15 protein-coding genes are annotated in these 13,683 nt (G+C 72.2%); 11 read left to right on the top strand and 4 right to left on the bottom strand.

Annotation, left to right across the window (positions count from 1 at the left end; genetic code table 11):
* Both recQ and JQN84_RS15895 read right to left on the bottom strand, forming a co-directional pair.
* The gene (recQ, locus tag JQN84_RS15900; protein ID WP_204959157.1) at positions 1-1,845 is read right to left on the bottom strand and encodes a DNA helicase RecQ; all 1,845 of its coding nucleotides are present in this window, start codon (positions 1,843-1,845) and stop codon (positions 1-3) included.
* Between the two features lie 140 nt (positions 1,846-1,985).
* On the bottom strand, positions 1,986-2,498 hold the full coding sequence (locus tag JQN84_RS15895) for a hypothetical protein (RefSeq protein WP_281895778.1): 513 nt from the start codon (positions 2,496-2,498) through the stop codon (positions 1,986-1,988).
* A gap of 143 nt (positions 2,499-2,641) precedes the next feature.
* Between JQN84_RS15895 and JQN84_RS15890 the strand changes: the two genes are divergently transcribed.
* The 11 genes from JQN84_RS15890 (at position 2,642) to JQN84_RS15840 (ending at position 11,596) form a co-directional block, all read left to right on the top strand.
* Positions 2,642-3,496: a DUF5753 domain-containing protein gene (locus JQN84_RS15890; RefSeq protein ID WP_204959618.1), complete on the top strand. Its 855-nt coding sequence runs from the start codon at positions 2,642-2,644 to the stop codon at positions 3,494-3,496.
* Positions 3,497-3,520: 24 nt separating this feature from the next.
* Complete coding sequence (locus tag JQN84_RS15885; RefSeq protein ID WP_204959156.1) at positions 3,521-3,724, top strand: DUF397 domain-containing protein; 204 nt, start codon at positions 3,521-3,523, stop codon at positions 3,722-3,724.
* 59 nt (positions 3,725-3,783) lie between these two features.
* Positions 3,784-4,269: a hypothetical protein gene (locus JQN84_RS15880; protein ID WP_204959155.1), complete on the top strand. Its 486-nt coding sequence runs from the start codon at positions 3,784-3,786 to the stop codon at positions 4,267-4,269.
* A 267-nt stretch (positions 4,270-4,536) separates the two neighbouring features.
* Entirely contained in the window at positions 4,537-5,448 is a 912-nt protein-coding gene (gene rapZ / locus JQN84_RS15875; RefSeq protein ID WP_204959154.1) for an RNase adapter RapZ, read from the top strand.
* Positions 5,445-6,407 carry a gluconeogenesis factor YvcK family protein gene (locus JQN84_RS15870; protein WP_204959153.1) on the top strand — a complete coding sequence of 321 codons (963 nt, stop codon included), beginning with the start codon at positions 5,445-5,447 and terminating at the stop codon, positions 6,405-6,407. Before rapZ ends, JQN84_RS15870 begins: the two co-directional genes overlap by 4 nt.
* A gap of 54 nt (positions 6,408-6,461) precedes the next feature.
* Positions 6,462-7,442, top strand: coding sequence for a DNA-binding protein WhiA (whiA, locus tag JQN84_RS15865; RefSeq protein ID WP_067304387.1), 981 nt, complete (start codon positions 6,462-6,464; stop codon positions 7,440-7,442).
* A gap of 339 nt (positions 7,443-7,781) precedes the next feature.
* A complete protein-coding gene (gene gap, locus JQN84_RS15860; RefSeq protein WP_204959152.1) occupies positions 7,782-8,786 on the top strand; it encodes a type I glyceraldehyde-3-phosphate dehydrogenase in 1,005 nt (334 codons plus the stop codon).
* Positions 8,783-9,982 carry a phosphoglycerate kinase gene (locus tag JQN84_RS15855; RefSeq protein ID WP_204959151.1) on the top strand — a complete coding sequence of 400 codons (1,200 nt, stop codon included), beginning with the start codon at positions 8,783-8,785 and terminating at the stop codon, positions 9,980-9,982. Before gap ends, JQN84_RS15855 begins: the two co-directional genes overlap by 4 nt.
* Entirely contained in the window at positions 9,982-10,773 is a 792-nt protein-coding gene (tpiA, locus tag JQN84_RS15850) for a triose-phosphate isomerase (RefSeq protein ID WP_204959150.1), read from the top strand. Before JQN84_RS15855 ends, tpiA begins: the two co-directional genes overlap by 1 nt.
* Before the next feature lie 95 nt (positions 10,774-10,868).
* Positions 10,869-11,129, top strand: a complete 261-nt coding sequence (gene secG / locus JQN84_RS15845; RefSeq protein WP_204959149.1) for a preprotein translocase subunit SecG — start codon at positions 10,869-10,871, stop codon at positions 11,127-11,129.
* 122 nt (positions 11,130-11,251) lie between these two features.
* Positions 11,252-11,596 (top strand): RNA polymerase-binding protein RbpA, encoded by a 345-nt coding sequence (locus JQN84_RS15840; RefSeq protein WP_204926087.1) that lies wholly within the window; start codon positions 11,252-11,254, stop codon positions 11,594-11,596.
* Between the two features lie 89 nt (positions 11,597-11,685).
* On the opposite strand, the gene pgl is transcribed toward JQN84_RS15840, so the two are convergent.
* Positions 11,686-12,456 carry a 6-phosphogluconolactonase gene (gene pgl / locus JQN84_RS15835; RefSeq protein WP_088645094.1) on the bottom strand — a complete coding sequence of 257 codons (771 nt, stop codon included), beginning with the start codon at positions 12,454-12,456 and terminating at the stop codon, positions 11,686-11,688.
* 169 nt (positions 12,457-12,625) lie between these two features.
* Positions 12,626-13,642, bottom strand: a complete 1,017-nt coding sequence (locus JQN84_RS15830; protein ID WP_204959148.1) for a glucose-6-phosphate dehydrogenase assembly protein OpcA — start codon at positions 13,640-13,642, stop codon at positions 12,626-12,628.
* Between the last annotated feature and the right edge of the window lie 41 nt (positions 13,643-13,683).

The raw sequence follows: 13,683 nt of genomic DNA, 5'->3' as shown, positions 1-13,683 counted from the left end.
TCAGGGCTGGTCGGCGAGGACGGCGAGGAGGGAGCCGCCGTACTTGGCGAGCTTGTTCTCGCCGACGCCGCTGATCCTCGACAGCTCGGCCAGCGAGGTGGGGACGTCGGTGGCGATCTGCCGCAACGTCGCGTCGTGGAAGATCACGTACGCGGGGACACCCTGTTCCTTGGCGGTGGCTCCCCGCCAGGCCCGCAGCCGCTCGAACAGCGACCCGGCCGCCGGGGACAGCTCGGCGACCACGGTGGCCGCGCCACGTGGCTTCGCCGACCGGGCCGAGGCGACCTTCTCCGGCTCCCGGCGCATGGTCACGGTGCGGCGGCGCCCCAGCACCTCCGTGCTGGCCTCGGTGAGCGCCAGCGTGCCGTAGTCGCCCTCGACCGCCAACAGCCCCTCGGCGAGCAGCTGCCGCACCACCCCGCGCCACTCCGCCTCGCGCAGCTCGGTGCCGATGCCGAAGGTGCTCAGCGCGTCGTGGCCGTACTGGCTGATCTTGTCGTTCTGCTTGCCGAGCAGGATGTCGACGCAGTGCCCGGCACCGAAGCGCTGGTTGCGTTCCCGGTCGAGCCGGTAGACGGTGGACAGCAGCTTCTGCGCGGCCACCGTGCCGTCCCAGGTCTCCGGCGGGGTCAGGCAGGTGTCGCAGTTGCCGCAGTCGCCGGTGCCGGGCTGGCCGAAGTATTCGAGCAGTTGCACCCGGCGGCAGCGGACCGTCTCGCAGAGCGCCAGCATGGCGTCGAGGTGGGTGGCGAGGTTGCGCCGGTGGGCCAGGTCGCCGTCCGACGTCTCGATCATCTTGCGCTGCTGCACCACGTCCTGCAGGCCGTAGGCGAGCCAGGCGGTCGACGGCAGCCCGTCCCGGCCGGCCCGGCCGGTCTCCTGGTAGTAGCCCTCCACCGACTTGGGCAGGTCGAGGTGGGCCACGAACCGGACGTCCGGCTTGTCGATGCCCATCCCGAAGGCGATCGTGGCGACCATGACCAGGCCGTCCTCACGCAGGAACCGCTGCTGGTTGGCGGCGCGGTTGCCCGCGTCCAGACCGGCATGGTAGGGCAGCGCGGCGATCCCGTTGGCGACCAGGAACTCGGCGGTCTTGTCCACCGAGGCGCGGGACAGGCAATAGACGATGCCGGCATCGCCCGGGTGCTCGTCGCGCAGCAGGGCCAGCAGCTGCTTGCGCGGTTCCTTCTTGGGCACGATCCGGTACTGGATGTTGGGCCGGTCGAAGCTCGCCACGAAGTGCTTCGCCTCGGTGAGCTGGAGCCGGGTGGCGATCTCGGCCCGGGTGGCGCTGGTGGCGGTCGCGGTCAACGCGATCCGGGGCACCGCCGGCCACCGTTCGTGCAGCATCGACAGGGCCAGGTAGTCGGGGCGGAAGTCGTGCCCCCACTGGGACACGCAGTGCGCCTCGTCGATGGCGAACAGACCGATCCGGCCCCGGTCGAGCAACTGCTGCACTCCCCGGGTGCCCAGCGCCTCCGGGGCGAGGTAGAGCAGGTCCAGCTCGCCGGCGACGAACGCCTGCTCGACCGCGCGCCGGGCCGCGTAGTCCTGCGTCGAGTTGAGGAAGCCGGCGCGGACGCCGACCGCCGTCAACGCGTCGACCTGGTCCTGCATGAGGGCGATCAGCGGGGAGACGACCACCGCGACACCGTCACGGACCAGGGCCGGGACCTGGTAGCACAGCGACTTGCCGCCACCTGTGGGCATCAGCACCAGGGCGTCCCCGCCGGCCACCACGTGGTCGATGACCTCCTGCTGGAAGCCCCGGAAGGCGTCGTAGCCGAAGACCCGGCGGAGCACGTCGAGGGCGTCGGAGGCACGCAGCTCGGTGGGGGAGGCCATCCGGGGAGTCTACGAGCCGGCCCCGACACCGCCGTCCACGACGCCCCCGGCCCCGCCCCGACCCGCACCGCTTCCCACGGCACCCCACGTCCTCGGCGGTGCCCCCGCCGGAGCCGGCGGGTGTCCGGCACGGCGGGCCGTCACCCGGAGCTGTCCCCGTCACCCCAGCAGAGGCCGCCGATGCCGGCGGCGCTGTGGAAGCCGGGATGGCCGGTGATGTCCATGCAGACCTCGTTGTCGGGGCCGGTCCGGCCGCAGAACACCGGCTCGACGTGGTTCCAGCCGTCCGCCCGGGACAGCAGCGCGGCGCTCGCCGGCAGCTCGGGGCGCAGGATGGTGAGCCCCTCGGTGTAGACGACCGCCTGCTCCCGGGCCTCCCGCAGGTCGACCGCGCGGTAGGTCAGGTGCAGCGTCCACCGGCGGGGAAGCCGGTAGGCCGAGCTGGGCGGTCTGTTGCGGCCCGCCTGCCGCTCGCGCTCGGTCGCATACCGACCGACCAACGAGTTGTCGTACGAGGTGACGGCGTCCGGCGTGGTCAGTGCATGGGCGATGGCGGCCCGGACCCGCTCGGACACGTCGGCCCCGTCGAGGATGGCGGCCAGGTCATCCTGGAATTCGGCCGGTTTCCCCTGCGTCGGTTGATTCTCGGTCACCAGGGCGTTCCTCTCCGTAGTAGCCACTCCAGATTGAGGTCTTACAACCAAAAATGCAACATCACATTTTCCTAGACAGGGTGGTTGATTTTGTGTCACCCGCAGACAAGAATCGACTACTCATGGTGGAGGTGATGCTGGCGATGGCGCAGGTGCCGAGTCCCACGATCAGAGCCCGTCGCCTGCGGCGTGAGTTGCGTCGTCTGCGGGACCGCACCGGCCGCACCGCGGAGGAGGTGGCCAAGGTCCTGGGCTGGCACCGCACCAAGGTCATCCGTTTCGAACTCGGGCACTCCCGGGTCATGCCGAAGGATCTCCCGCCCCTGCTCGACCTCTACGAGGTCTCCGAGCAGGAGCGGGAGTCGCTGACCGGATTGCTCCGGCAGGCACGCCAGAAGGGCTGGTGGAGCGCGTACGGCGACGTGCTGCCGGATGACTACGTCGGCTTCGAGGCCGAGGCGACCTCGATCAGCACCTTCGAGAGCCTCTACGTGCCGGGCCTGTTGCAGACGGAGGAGTACGTCCGGGCGATCGTGCGGGCCGGACGCAGCACCGCCGACCAGGATGAGATCGACCGGGTGGTGGCGGCGAGACTTGCCCGTAAGGCTCTGCTCTCGCGTGATGTACCGCCTGCTCTCTGGGTCGTGCTGGACGAGGCTGCGGTCCGCCGGATGGTCGGTGGCCCGAGGGTTATGCGTGGGCAGCTCACCCGCTTGGTTGAGGCGTGTGAGCTGCCCACGGTGGAGATCCAGGTTCTGCCGTTTGCCGCTGGAGCGCACGCGGCCATGGGCGGAGCCTTCACCCTGCTGAGTTATGACGATCCGTCGCTCGACCCGCCGGTGATCTATCTGAGCAACGACAACAGCACCCTGCTGCTGGAGGAGGACCGACAGGTCACCCGCTATAGACTCATGTTCGACCACCTTCGGGCGAAGGCGATCGACCCCGACCGGTCTGCGGACCTCCTTGCGCGGATTGCTACCGAGGTTCCGGACTGAGTCCGACCTATTGGAGCGCTGGTGATGACCGCTGTGGATCCGGCCCAGGTTTGCTGGCGGAAGAGCAGCCGAAGCGGTGCCAACGATTCGAACTGTGTCGAGGTGGCTGAGGTGTCCGGTGGGCTGGCGGTGCGGGACTCCAAGGACCAGGGCGGGCCGGTGCTCCACTTCGGCCGGGACGCCTGGTCGTCGTTCCTCGGTGGCCTGCGGCACCGCCTGCGCGGTTGACCCCGTAGGGTCGCCGACCTGCTGTCGAGGGCCCCGACGTCGTGCGGTTGGATGGCCGGATGGCGGTACGCATCGATATCGACGCACTCCGGGACGCGGCCGGGGTCGAGGTCTGCGCAGCGGCGGACAGGCTGACGGACTCCGGCCAACCGGCGGAGGTCGTCCCGGTCGGCGGCGGAGCATCCGGGTTGGTCCACGAGGTGGGTCGGCCGCCGTACGAGGTCTGGGTGGGGGTCACGGCGGACGGCTTCACCGCCGAGTGTGACTGCACCACCGAAACCGACCTGTGTGCGCACGCGGTGGCCCTCACCGCCGCCGCCCTGGCCGACGGCCTCGCGTGGTCGTCGACGGCCACCCCGCAGGCGGATCCGGCGGTCGACCCCCGGGTCGCGGAGCTGACCGTACTCGCGCGTGGTCTGCCCGCTCGCCGGCTGGCGGCGCTGGTCGCCGAGTGGGCGGCCACGGACCCGGTGTGGGAGGGCGCGCTACGGGCGCAGGCCGGCCAGCCCGCGCCCCTCACCGCCACCGAACCGGACGGCAACTAGGGCGATCGGGCCGCGACCGGCGCGGTGCGGAGGTGCCGGCACTTCTCCCGTCGAGCGGTATGCCTGTCCGTCATAAATATGACGGACAGGCATACCGCTCTGCGCCAGGCGATGCTCCGGACGCCTGCCGAACGCCGGGCCGACCCCGCCGGCAACCCGCCGCCGGGCATGCCGGGATCGACGCCGCCCGCCGGGATAGAGTCGTCGACTGACCCTGTGCGGTACGCGGCCCTCCGGGGCCCGCCGCCACGAAGCGGGAGCGGTGGGATGGTCGAGGCGCGGACAACCGGCGGGTACGTCGAGGGCGGCACGGCGGAGTCGGACACCACGCTGGTGGTGGTCACCGGCCTGTCCGGCGGTGGCCGTAGCACCGTCGCCCGCGCCCTGGAGAACGTCGGCTACTACGTGGTGGACAACCTGCCGCAGGCGCTGATGCTGGACATGGCCGAGCTGGCGATGAAGGCCGGCGGGGCGGCCCGGCGTACCGCGATGGTGCTGGACGTGCGGTCGCGGGCCTTCTCCACCGACCTGGCCGGGGCGATCCGGGAGCTCAAGGAACGCGGTTTCTCGCCCCGGGTGGTCTTCGTCGACGCCGACGACGAGGTGCTGATCAGGCGGTTCGAGAGCGTTCGCCGCTCGCACCCGTTGCAGGGTGAGGGGCGACTGGCCGACGGGATCGCCGTCGAGCGGGAGCTGCTGGAGGAGGCCCGGGACCAGGCCGATGTGATCATCGACACCAGCCACCTCAACGTCAACCAGCTCCGTCGCCGGGTCGAGGAGCTGTTCGGCGGGGAGGACGCCCGTCGGCTGCGGCTCACCGTGCTCTCCTTCGGCTTCAAGTACGGCCTGCCGCCGGACGCCGATTTCGTGCTCGACGCCCGGTTCCTGCCGAACCCGTACTGGGTGCCCGAGCTGCGGGAGCACACCGGGCGGGAGGCGGCGGTCAGCGCGTACGTGCTCGGCCAGGAGGGCGCGGACGCCTTCGTCGCCTCGTACGCCGACCTGGTCAACGCCACCACCGCCGGGTTCGAACGCGAGGGCAAGCGGTACCTGACGGTCGCCGTCGGCTGCACCGGCGGCAAGCACCGCAGTGTGGCGATCGCCGAGGAGTTGGCCGAGCGGCTGCGCCAGTCGGGATTGGCCGCCAACGCGCAGCACCGGGACCTGGGGCGGGAATGACGGCGATGTCGGTGGTCGCCTTCGGCGGGGGGCACGGTCTGTCCGCCTCGCTGCGGGCACTGCGGCACTGCGCCGGGGAACTCGAACTGGACATCACCGCCGTGGTCACCGTCGGCGACGACGGCGGCTCCAGCGGCCGGCTGCGCGCCGAGCGGGGCGGCCTGCCCCCGGGGGACCTGCGGCAGGCCCTGGTGGCGCTGGCCGGCGACCATCCGGCCACCCGCCGCAGCGCCGGGCTGTTCCAGCACCGGTTCGCCGGCGACCCCCGCGACGGGCTGGCCGGTCACGCGGTGGGCAACCTGGTGCTCTGCGGCCTGATGGAGCAGCTCGGCGACCCGGTGGCCGCGCTCGCGCACGCCGGGGCGATGCTCGGCGCGGTCGGCCGGGTGCTGCCGATGTCCGCCGAGCCGGTGGACATCGAGGCCCAGGTTCGCGGGGTGGACCCGACCCGCCCCGACGAGGTGCGCACCGTGCGTGGCCAGCACCAGGTGGCGGTGACCACGGGCACGGTGGAGGCGCTGCGGATCACCCCGGACGCCCCGGTGGCCTGCGCGGAGGCGGTGGCCGCGGTCGGCGGGGCGGACTGGTTGATCTTCGGTCCGGGGAGCTGGTACACCAGCGTCCTGCCGCACCTGCTGGTGCCGGGGCTGGCCGAGGCGATCGTGGCCAGCCCGGCCCGGCGGCTGGTCACCCTCAACCTGGCGGCCGAGCAGGAGACCCTGGGTCTCTCGGTGGCCGACCACCTGGCGGCCCTGCGCTGGTACCTCCCGCAGCTCACCGTGGACTACGTGGTGGCCGACTCCAAGGCGGTGGGTGATCCCGAACCGGTCGGGCGTGCGGCAGAATCGCTGGGTGCCCGGTTGGTCCTCGCCCCGGTCGCCGTCGACGACGGCACACCCCGCCACGATCCGGCCGCCCTGGCTGCGGCACTGGTGCCTGTCCTGGGCGCCGATCGTTAAGCACGTACGTAATCACCGGCGACACGCCGGTACCGGTCCGTGAGGGGGCGCACAATGGCGATGACGGCTGCGGTCAAGGACGAGCTGAGCCGGGTCGACGTGCCCAAGCCCTGCTGCCGGCGGGCGGAGATGGCCGCGCTGCTGCGCTTCGCCGGTGGGCTGCACATCGTCTCCGGTCGGGTGGTGGTGGAAGCCGAGCTGGACACCGGGGCGGTGGCCCGTCGGCTGCGCCGGGAGATCGCCGAGGTGTACGGCTATCCCAGCGAGATCCACGTGCTCGCCTCGGGTGGGCTGCGCAAGGGCAGCCACTTCATCGTCCGGGTGGTCAAGGACGGCGAGGCGCTGGCCCGGCAGACCGGCCTGCTCGACGTCCGGGGCCGCCCGGTACGCGGGCTGCCGCCACACGTGGTGGCGGCGAACGTGTGCTGCGCGGTGTCGGCCTGGCGGGGCGCGTTCATGGCGCACGGCTCGCTGACCGAGCCGGGCCGCTCCAGCGCGCTGGAGATCACCTGCCCCGGCCCGGAGTCGGCGTTGGCCCTGGTCGGCGCGGCCCGTCGGATCGGCATCACCGCCAAGAACCGGGAGGTGCGCGGGGTGGACCGGGTGGTGGTCAAGGACGGTGACGCGATCGCCGCGCTGCTCACCCGGATCGGCGCGCACTCCAGCGTGCTGGCCTGGGAGGAGCGTCGGGTCCGCCGCGAGGTGCGGGCCACCGCCAACCGGCTGGCGAACTTCGACGACGCCAACCTGCGCCGCTCGGCGCGGGCCGCGGTGGCCGCCGCCGCCCGGGTCACCCGGGCGCTGGAGATCCTCGCCGACGACGCCCCGAACCACCTCACCTCGGCCGGTCAGCTGCGGCTGGAGCACCGGCAGGCGTCGCTGGAGGAGTTGGGCGCGCTGGCCGACCCGCCGTTGACCAAGGACGCGATCGCCGGCCGGATCCGCCGGCTGCTGGCGCTCGCCGACAAACGTGCCCGTGACCTGGGCATCCCGGATACCGAAGCGGCCGTCACGCCCGACATGCTCGTGGTCTGATAGGACGGTGGGCCGCCATCCCGCAGGCGCGTGCGAGGCACGGGCCGGCGGGCGTGACGTGCCCCGGGTCGGGTGGGTGGGGCGTGCCGTGCCGTCGACCCGACGGGGTCACCACCCGCCGCATGGCGGCGGGGCACGCTCGGATAGGGTCGATGGGTACGGCAAGGGGGCCGGCACAGGCACTCCTCGCCGTGCACGCCGCCTCGGGCGGTCAGGTCCTCCCAGACCGTGGCGGGGTGGCCGAGACGAATCGTCAACGGCCGGCTCACCGGCCGGCGCACACACCTCCGCCGGCCCGGTTCTGACGTCGGCGGACCAGAACGCGAGGAGATGGGACCTGTGACCATCCGGGTTGGCATCAACGGCTTCGGCCGCATCGGCCGTAACTTCTTCCGGGCCGTGCTGGCGTCCGGCGCCGACATCGAGGTCGTCGCCGTGAACGACCTGACCGACAACGCGACGCTCGCCCACCTGCTCAAGTACGACAGCATCCTCGGTCGCCTGCCGCACGAGGTCAAGGCCACCGCCGACGAGATCACCGTCGGTGGCAAGACCATCAAGGCGTTCGCCGAGAAGGACCCGTCGAAGCTGGCGTGGGGCGACGCCGGCGCGGACGTCGTCATCGAGTCCACCGGTTTCTTCACCGACGGCACCAAGGCCAAGGCGCACATCGACGGTGGGGCCAAGAAGGTCATCATCTCCGCTCCGGCGAAGAACGAGGACGTCACGGTCGTCATGGGCGTCAACCACGACCAGTACGACCCGGCCAAGCACACCATCATCTCCAACGCGTCGTGCACCACGAACTGCCTGGCCCCGATGGCGAAGGTCCTCCAGGACACCTTCGGTATCGAGAAGGGCCTGATGACCACGATCCACGCGTACACCCAGGACCAGAACCTCCAGGACGCGCCGCACAAGGACCTGCGTCGGGCCCGCGCCGCCGCGCTGAACATCGTCCCCACCTCGACCGGTGCCGCCAAGGCGATCGGGCTGGTGCTGCCGGTGCTCAAGGGCAAGCTGGACGGTTACGCGCTGCGGGTGCCGATCCCGACCGGCTCGGCCACCGACCTGACCGTCGAGGTCGGCCGGGAGACCAGCGTGGACGAGGTCAACGCCGCGATCAAGGCCGCCGCGGACGGCCCGCTCAAGGGCATCCTGGTCTACAACGAGGACCCGATCGTCTCCGCCGACATCGTCACCGACCCGGCGTCGTGCATCTTCGACGCGCCGCTGACCAAGGTCATCGGCAACCAGGTCAAGGTCGTCGGCTGGTACGACAACGAGTGGGGCTACTCCAACCGGCTCGTCGACCTGGTCAAGCTGGTGGGTTCCTCGCTGTGAGCATCCGCAACCTCGACGACCTGCTCGCCGAGGGGGTGTCGGGTCGGCGCGTGCTGGTGCGCGCCGACCTGAACGTCCCGCTCGACAAGCAGACCGGGGAGATCACCGACGACGGCCGCATCCGGGCCGTCCTGCCCACCCTGGGCGCGCTCGTGCAGGCCGGGGCGAAGGTCGTGGTCTGCTCGCACCTGGGTCGCCCGAAGGGTGCCCCGGACCCGCAATACAGCCTCCGCCCGGTCGCCGGGCGGCTCGGTGAGCTGCTCGACGCGCCCGTGCACTTCGCCACCGACACCGTCGGCGAGTCCGCCCGCGCCACCGTGGACGCGCTGGCCGACGGCCAGCTGGCCCTGCTGGAGAACCTCCGCTTCAACAAGGGGGAGACCAGCAAGGACGACACCGAGCGGGGCGCCTTCGCCGACCAGCTCGCCGCGTTCGGCGAGGCGTACGTGGACGACGCGTTCGGCGCGGTGCACCGCAAGCACGCCAGCGTCCACGACGTACCGGCCCGGCTGCCGCACGTCGCTGGCCGGCTGGTGCTGCGTGAGGTGGAGGTGCTGTCCCGGCTGACCGGCGAGCCGGAGCGCCCCTACGTGGTGGTGCTCGGCGGTTCCAAGGTCTCCGACAAGCTGGCGGTCATCGAGGCGCTGCTGCCGACGGTCGACCGGCTGCTCATCGGCGGCGGGATGTGCTTCACCTTCCTCAAGGCCCAGGGTCACGAGGTGGGCACCTCGCTGCTGGAGGAGGAGATGGTCGAGACCTGCGGCAACCTCCTGGCCCGCGCCGACGGCAAGATCCTGCTCCCGGTCGACGTGGTGGCGGCCGACGCCTTCGCCCCGGACGCCGCGCACGACACGGTGCCCGCCGACGGCATCCCCAGCCACCGGCTCGGCCTGGACATCGGCCCGGAGACGGTGGCCGGCTTCACCGCCGCGCTGTCCGGCGCGAAGACGGTCTTCTGGAACGGCCCGATGGGCGTGTTCGAGATGCCGGCGTTCGCGAACGGCACCCGGGGGGTGGCCGAGGCGATCACCAAGACCGACGCGTTCACCGTGGTCGGTGGCGGGGACTCCGCTGCGGCCGTGCGGGCGCTCGGGCTGGACGAGTCGTCGTTCGGGCACATCTCCACCGGTGGCGGCGCCTCCCTGGAGTACCTGGAGGGCAAGACCCTCCCCGGCATCGCGGCCCTGGAGAACTGATGGCGAGCGTCACCCGCCGGCCGCTGATGGCCGGCAACTGGAAGATGAACCTCAACCACCTCGAAGCCAACCTGCTGGTGCAGAAGCTGGCCGCGAGCCTCACCGAGCAGCAGCTCACCGCCGTCGAGACGGTGGTCCTGCCGCCCTTCACCGACCTGCGCACCGTGCAGACCGCGGTGGACGGCGACAAGCTGCTCATCGGCTACGGCGGGCAGGACCTCTCGCCGTACCAGTCCGGCGCGTACACCGGGGACATCTCCGGGGCGATGCTGGCCAAGCTGGGCTGCACCTACGTCACGGTCGGGCACTCGGAGCGGCGGCAGTACCACTACGAGGACGACGCGATCGTCAACGCGAAGGTGGCCGCCGCGCTGGCCAACGGGCTCACCCCGATCCTCTGCATCGGTGAGGGCCTGGAGATCCGCGAGCAGTTGCGGCACGTCCCGCACTGCTGCGACCAGCTCGACGGCGCCCTCAAGGGGCTCACCGCCGAGCAGGTCACCAAGGTCGTGGTCGCGTACGAGCCGGTCTGGGCGATCGGCACCGGCAAGACGGCCACCCCCGAGGACGCCCAGGAGGTCTGCGGAGAGGTCCGCAAGCGGCTGGTCGAGACCTACGACCAGGGCACCGCCGACCAGGTCCGGATCCTCTACGGCGGCTCGGTGAAGTCGTCCAACGTCGCATCGATCATGTCCCAGCCGGACGTGGACGGGGCGCTGGTGGGCGGGGCCAGCCTCGACGCCGAGGAGTTCGCGAAGATCTGCCGCTTCCCGGAGCACACGGTCGCCTGATCGCTCGCTATTCTTGACTCCGCCCGTCCACCGGTCGGTGCCGCCGTGCCCGATCTGTCCGGGCGAGGATCGTAACGAGAGGACTGACCCCAGCCATGCCGATCTGGTTCGCATACACGTTGATCGTGTTGCTGGTCATCACGAGCGTTCTGCTCACCATGCTCATCCTGCTGCACCGGGGTAAGGGCGGCGGGCTGTCGAGCATGTTCGGCGGTGGGGTCAGCTCCAGCCTGGCCGGCTCGTCGGTGGCCGAGAAGAACCTGGACCGCTACACCGTCCTGGTGAGCATCGTCTGGTTCGCCTGCATCATCGGGCTCGGCCTCTGGCTCCGGCTCCAGCTCAACAGCGGGTCCTGAGCGACTCGATCAGGTCGTACAATCTGCGCGCGGTCCGTCACGGACCGCGCGCAGTTTTTTTCTCCGCCACGTCGTCCACCGCCCGCCTCAGGCGGTGGTCCCCTCCGACGACAGGAGCGAGTGTGCCCAGTGGCAACGTCATCCGTGGTTCCCGCATCGGCTCGGGGCCGGAACGCCCCACCGAACGGTACGAGCCGGCTCCCCGCCGCGCGGTCACCTACTGGTGCCGCAACGACCACGCCACCGAGATCCGGTTGGCGTTGGACGCCGAGCAGCCGGCCGTCTGGGACTGTCCGCGCTGCGGCCTACCCGCCGGCCAGGACGCGCAGAACCCGCCGGGACGTACCCGTCCCGAGCCCTACAAGACCCACCTGGCGTACGTGAAGGAACGGCGTACCCCGGAGGAGGGGGAGGCGCTGCTGGCCGAGGCGCTGGCCGCACTGCGCCGCCGCCGCGGCCGGGAGTGACCGCCGCGGCGGCGACGCTGCGGCCGGGAGCGGACACCCCGGCAGCGGTGACGTGAGCTGACCCGGCTCGCGGCCGGACCGCCCAGCGCTCAGCGCAGGCTGCGCAGCCGGGCCGGCACGTCGGCCGCCGCCGCCCGGTCGAGCAGCCACAGGGTCCGCGAGACGCCCTGCACCCCGGCCGCCGGGAGCTGCTTCGGGCCGGCCCCGGCCAGCGCCATCCCCACCGCCCGTGCCTTGTCGGCCCCGCTGGCGACCAGCCAGACCTCCTCGGCGGTGTTGATCGCCGGCAGGGTGAGGGTGGTCCGCACCGGCGGCGGCTTCGGGCTGCCCCGCACCGCGCTGACCGGCCGGGTGTCGTGGTGCACCGGGTGCTCGGGAAAGACCGACGCCACGTGCCCGTCCTCACCGACGCCCAGCATCAGCACGTCGAAGTGGGGCAGCGCGGCATGGCCGGGCCGGGCGGCCCGCGCCAGCTCCTCGGCGTACGCGGCGGCACCTGCCTCCGGGTCGTCGCCGGTGGGGCCGTCGGTGGCCGGCATCGGGTGCACCCGGGCCGGGTCCAGCGGCATCGCGTCCAGCAGCGCGGCGCGGGCCTGCGTCTCGTTGCGTTCCGGGTCGCCCGCCGGCAGGAAACGCTCGTCACCCCACCAGACGTCCACCCGGGACCAGTCGACGGCGTCGTGGGCGGGTAGCGCGCCCACCGCCCGGTAGACCGCGGCGGCGATCCGGCCCCCGGTCAGCACGATCGACGCCGCACCCCGCTCCGCCTGCGCGTCGAGCAGCTTCACCACCAGCCGGGCCGCCACCGCCTGCGCCAGCAGGTCGGCGTCGGCGTGCACGGCGACACTCGCCTCACTCATGTTGGCCTTTCCTGACCGCGCGACGCGGTCCTGCTCGTCGTGGCGGAAACCGGTAGGCCCGCCGGGTGCCGGTGTCACCGGGGATCTCGTCGTGCCGGGCCGCCGCCGGGGCGGGCCGGCACCGCAACGGCCGGTGGGCGGCCCGGAAGGACCGCCCACCGGCGTACGGTCAGGATGCCGTGCTGGTGTCGGCGTGCGCGCTGACGCCCGCCTCAGCCCGCCGTGCGGTGGCCGGGTCCTTCCAGACGTGCACCCGCTGCGCTGGCCGCTGCTCCAGGCCGGACAGGCCGGCCGCCGCGCCCAACGCCTCGGCGTACACCTGGTCGGTGTCGAGCCGGCGCAGCTCCTCGGCCAGCTCGTCGCCGAGCGGCCGACGCACCAACGGCAGCACCCGGTCGTCCTGGCCGGTACGCCGGAACGTCGCCAGGCTGTCGTCCCGGGTCAGCGTCAGCTCGTCGCCGTTGGCGCAGCGCAGCTGCACCTGACGCATCCTCGGGTGGTCGTCGGTGTGCTGCCACTGCGGGTCGATGCCGAGCCGGGCGGCCAGCCAACCCCGCATCAGCGCCGCCGTCGGGTCCCGGCGCGGGGCCACCACGGTCGCCTCGGTGACCCGCGCCTCGGTGGTGTCGAACGCCCCGGCGACCAGCGTGCGCCACGGGGTGATCCGGGTCCACGCCAGGTCGGTGTCGCCGGGGGCGTAGTCCCGGGCCCGTTCCCGCAGCGCCTCGATCGGGTCGGCGGCCTGCGCGGAGTCGGTGATCCGCCGGTCGGCGACCACCCCGAGGAAGTCGGTGGCGATCTCCGCCGGTGGTTCGCCGTGCCACCAGGTGACCACCGGCACGTCCGGCACCAGCAGCGGCATCACCACCGACTCGGCGTGCAGGGCGAGCCGGCCGTACATCCGGGTCACCACCGCCTCGCACGGGCCCAGCCGGCCGCCGACGACGATCTCCGCGTCCAACCGGTTGCGTTCCCGCTCCACGTCGGCGCGCACGACGACCAGCAGCCGGCACGGATGGGCGGCGGCGGCGATGGTGGCCGCCGCCTCCGCCTCGCGGACCCGCTTCTCGTCGACCACGACGATCAGGGTGAGCGCCATCCCGCTGGCCACCCCGCCCGCGCTGCGCCGTTCGGCGGCGAGCGCCTTGACCACCTCGTTGCCGGTGGTGTCCCACAGCCCGATCACTGGTGCCTCCCGGTCCGCCCGCTGTGCCTGTTTCCTTCGTG

Source organism: Micromonospora humidisoli (assembly GCF_016900955.1).
Classification (GTDB): Bacteria; Actinomycetota; Actinomycetes; order Mycobacteriales; family Micromonosporaceae; genus Micromonospora; species Micromonospora wenchangensis.
The sequence above is the reverse complement of the archived record's forward strand: the minus strand, read 5'-3'. Positions and strand labels throughout refer to the sequence as shown.

What these genes read in the sequence shown, in the direction of transcription:
- recQ (WP_204959157.1), bottom strand. Translation starts at nt 1,845, where the DNA reads ATGGCCTCCCCCACCGAGCTGCGTGCCTCCGACGCCCTCGACGTGCTC.
- pgl (WP_088645094.1), bottom strand. Translation starts at nt 12,456, where the DNA reads ATGAGTGAGGCGAGTGTCGCCGTGCACGCCGACGCCGACCTGCTGGCG.
- JQN84_RS15890 (WP_204959618.1), top strand. Translation starts at nt 2,642, where the DNA reads ATGGCGCAGGTGCCGAGTCCCACGATCAGAGCCCGTCGCCTGCGGCGT.
- tpiA (WP_204959150.1), top strand. Translation starts at nt 9,982, where the DNA reads ATGGCGAGCGTCACCCGCCGGCCGCTGATGGCCGGCAACTGGAAGATG.
- whiA (WP_067304387.1), top strand. Translation starts at nt 6,462, where the DNA reads ATGGCGATGACGGCTGCGGTCAAGGACGAGCTGAGCCGGGTCGACGTG.
- secG (WP_204959149.1), top strand. Translation starts at nt 10,869, where the DNA reads ATGCCGATCTGGTTCGCATACACGTTGATCGTGTTGCTGGTCATCACG.
- rapZ (WP_204959154.1), top strand. Translation starts at nt 4,537, where the DNA reads ATGGTCGAGGCGCGGACAACCGGCGGGTACGTCGAGGGCGGCACGGCG.
- JQN84_RS15880 (WP_204959155.1), top strand. Translation starts at nt 3,784, where the DNA reads ATGGCGGTACGCATCGATATCGACGCACTCCGGGACGCGGCCGGGGTC.
- JQN84_RS15885 (WP_204959156.1), top strand. Translation starts at nt 3,521, where the DNA reads ATGACCGCTGTGGATCCGGCCCAGGTTTGCTGGCGGAAGAGCAGCCGA.
- JQN84_RS15870 (WP_204959153.1), top strand. Translation starts at nt 5,445, where the DNA reads ATGACGGCGATGTCGGTGGTCGCCTTCGGCGGGGGGCACGGTCTGTCC.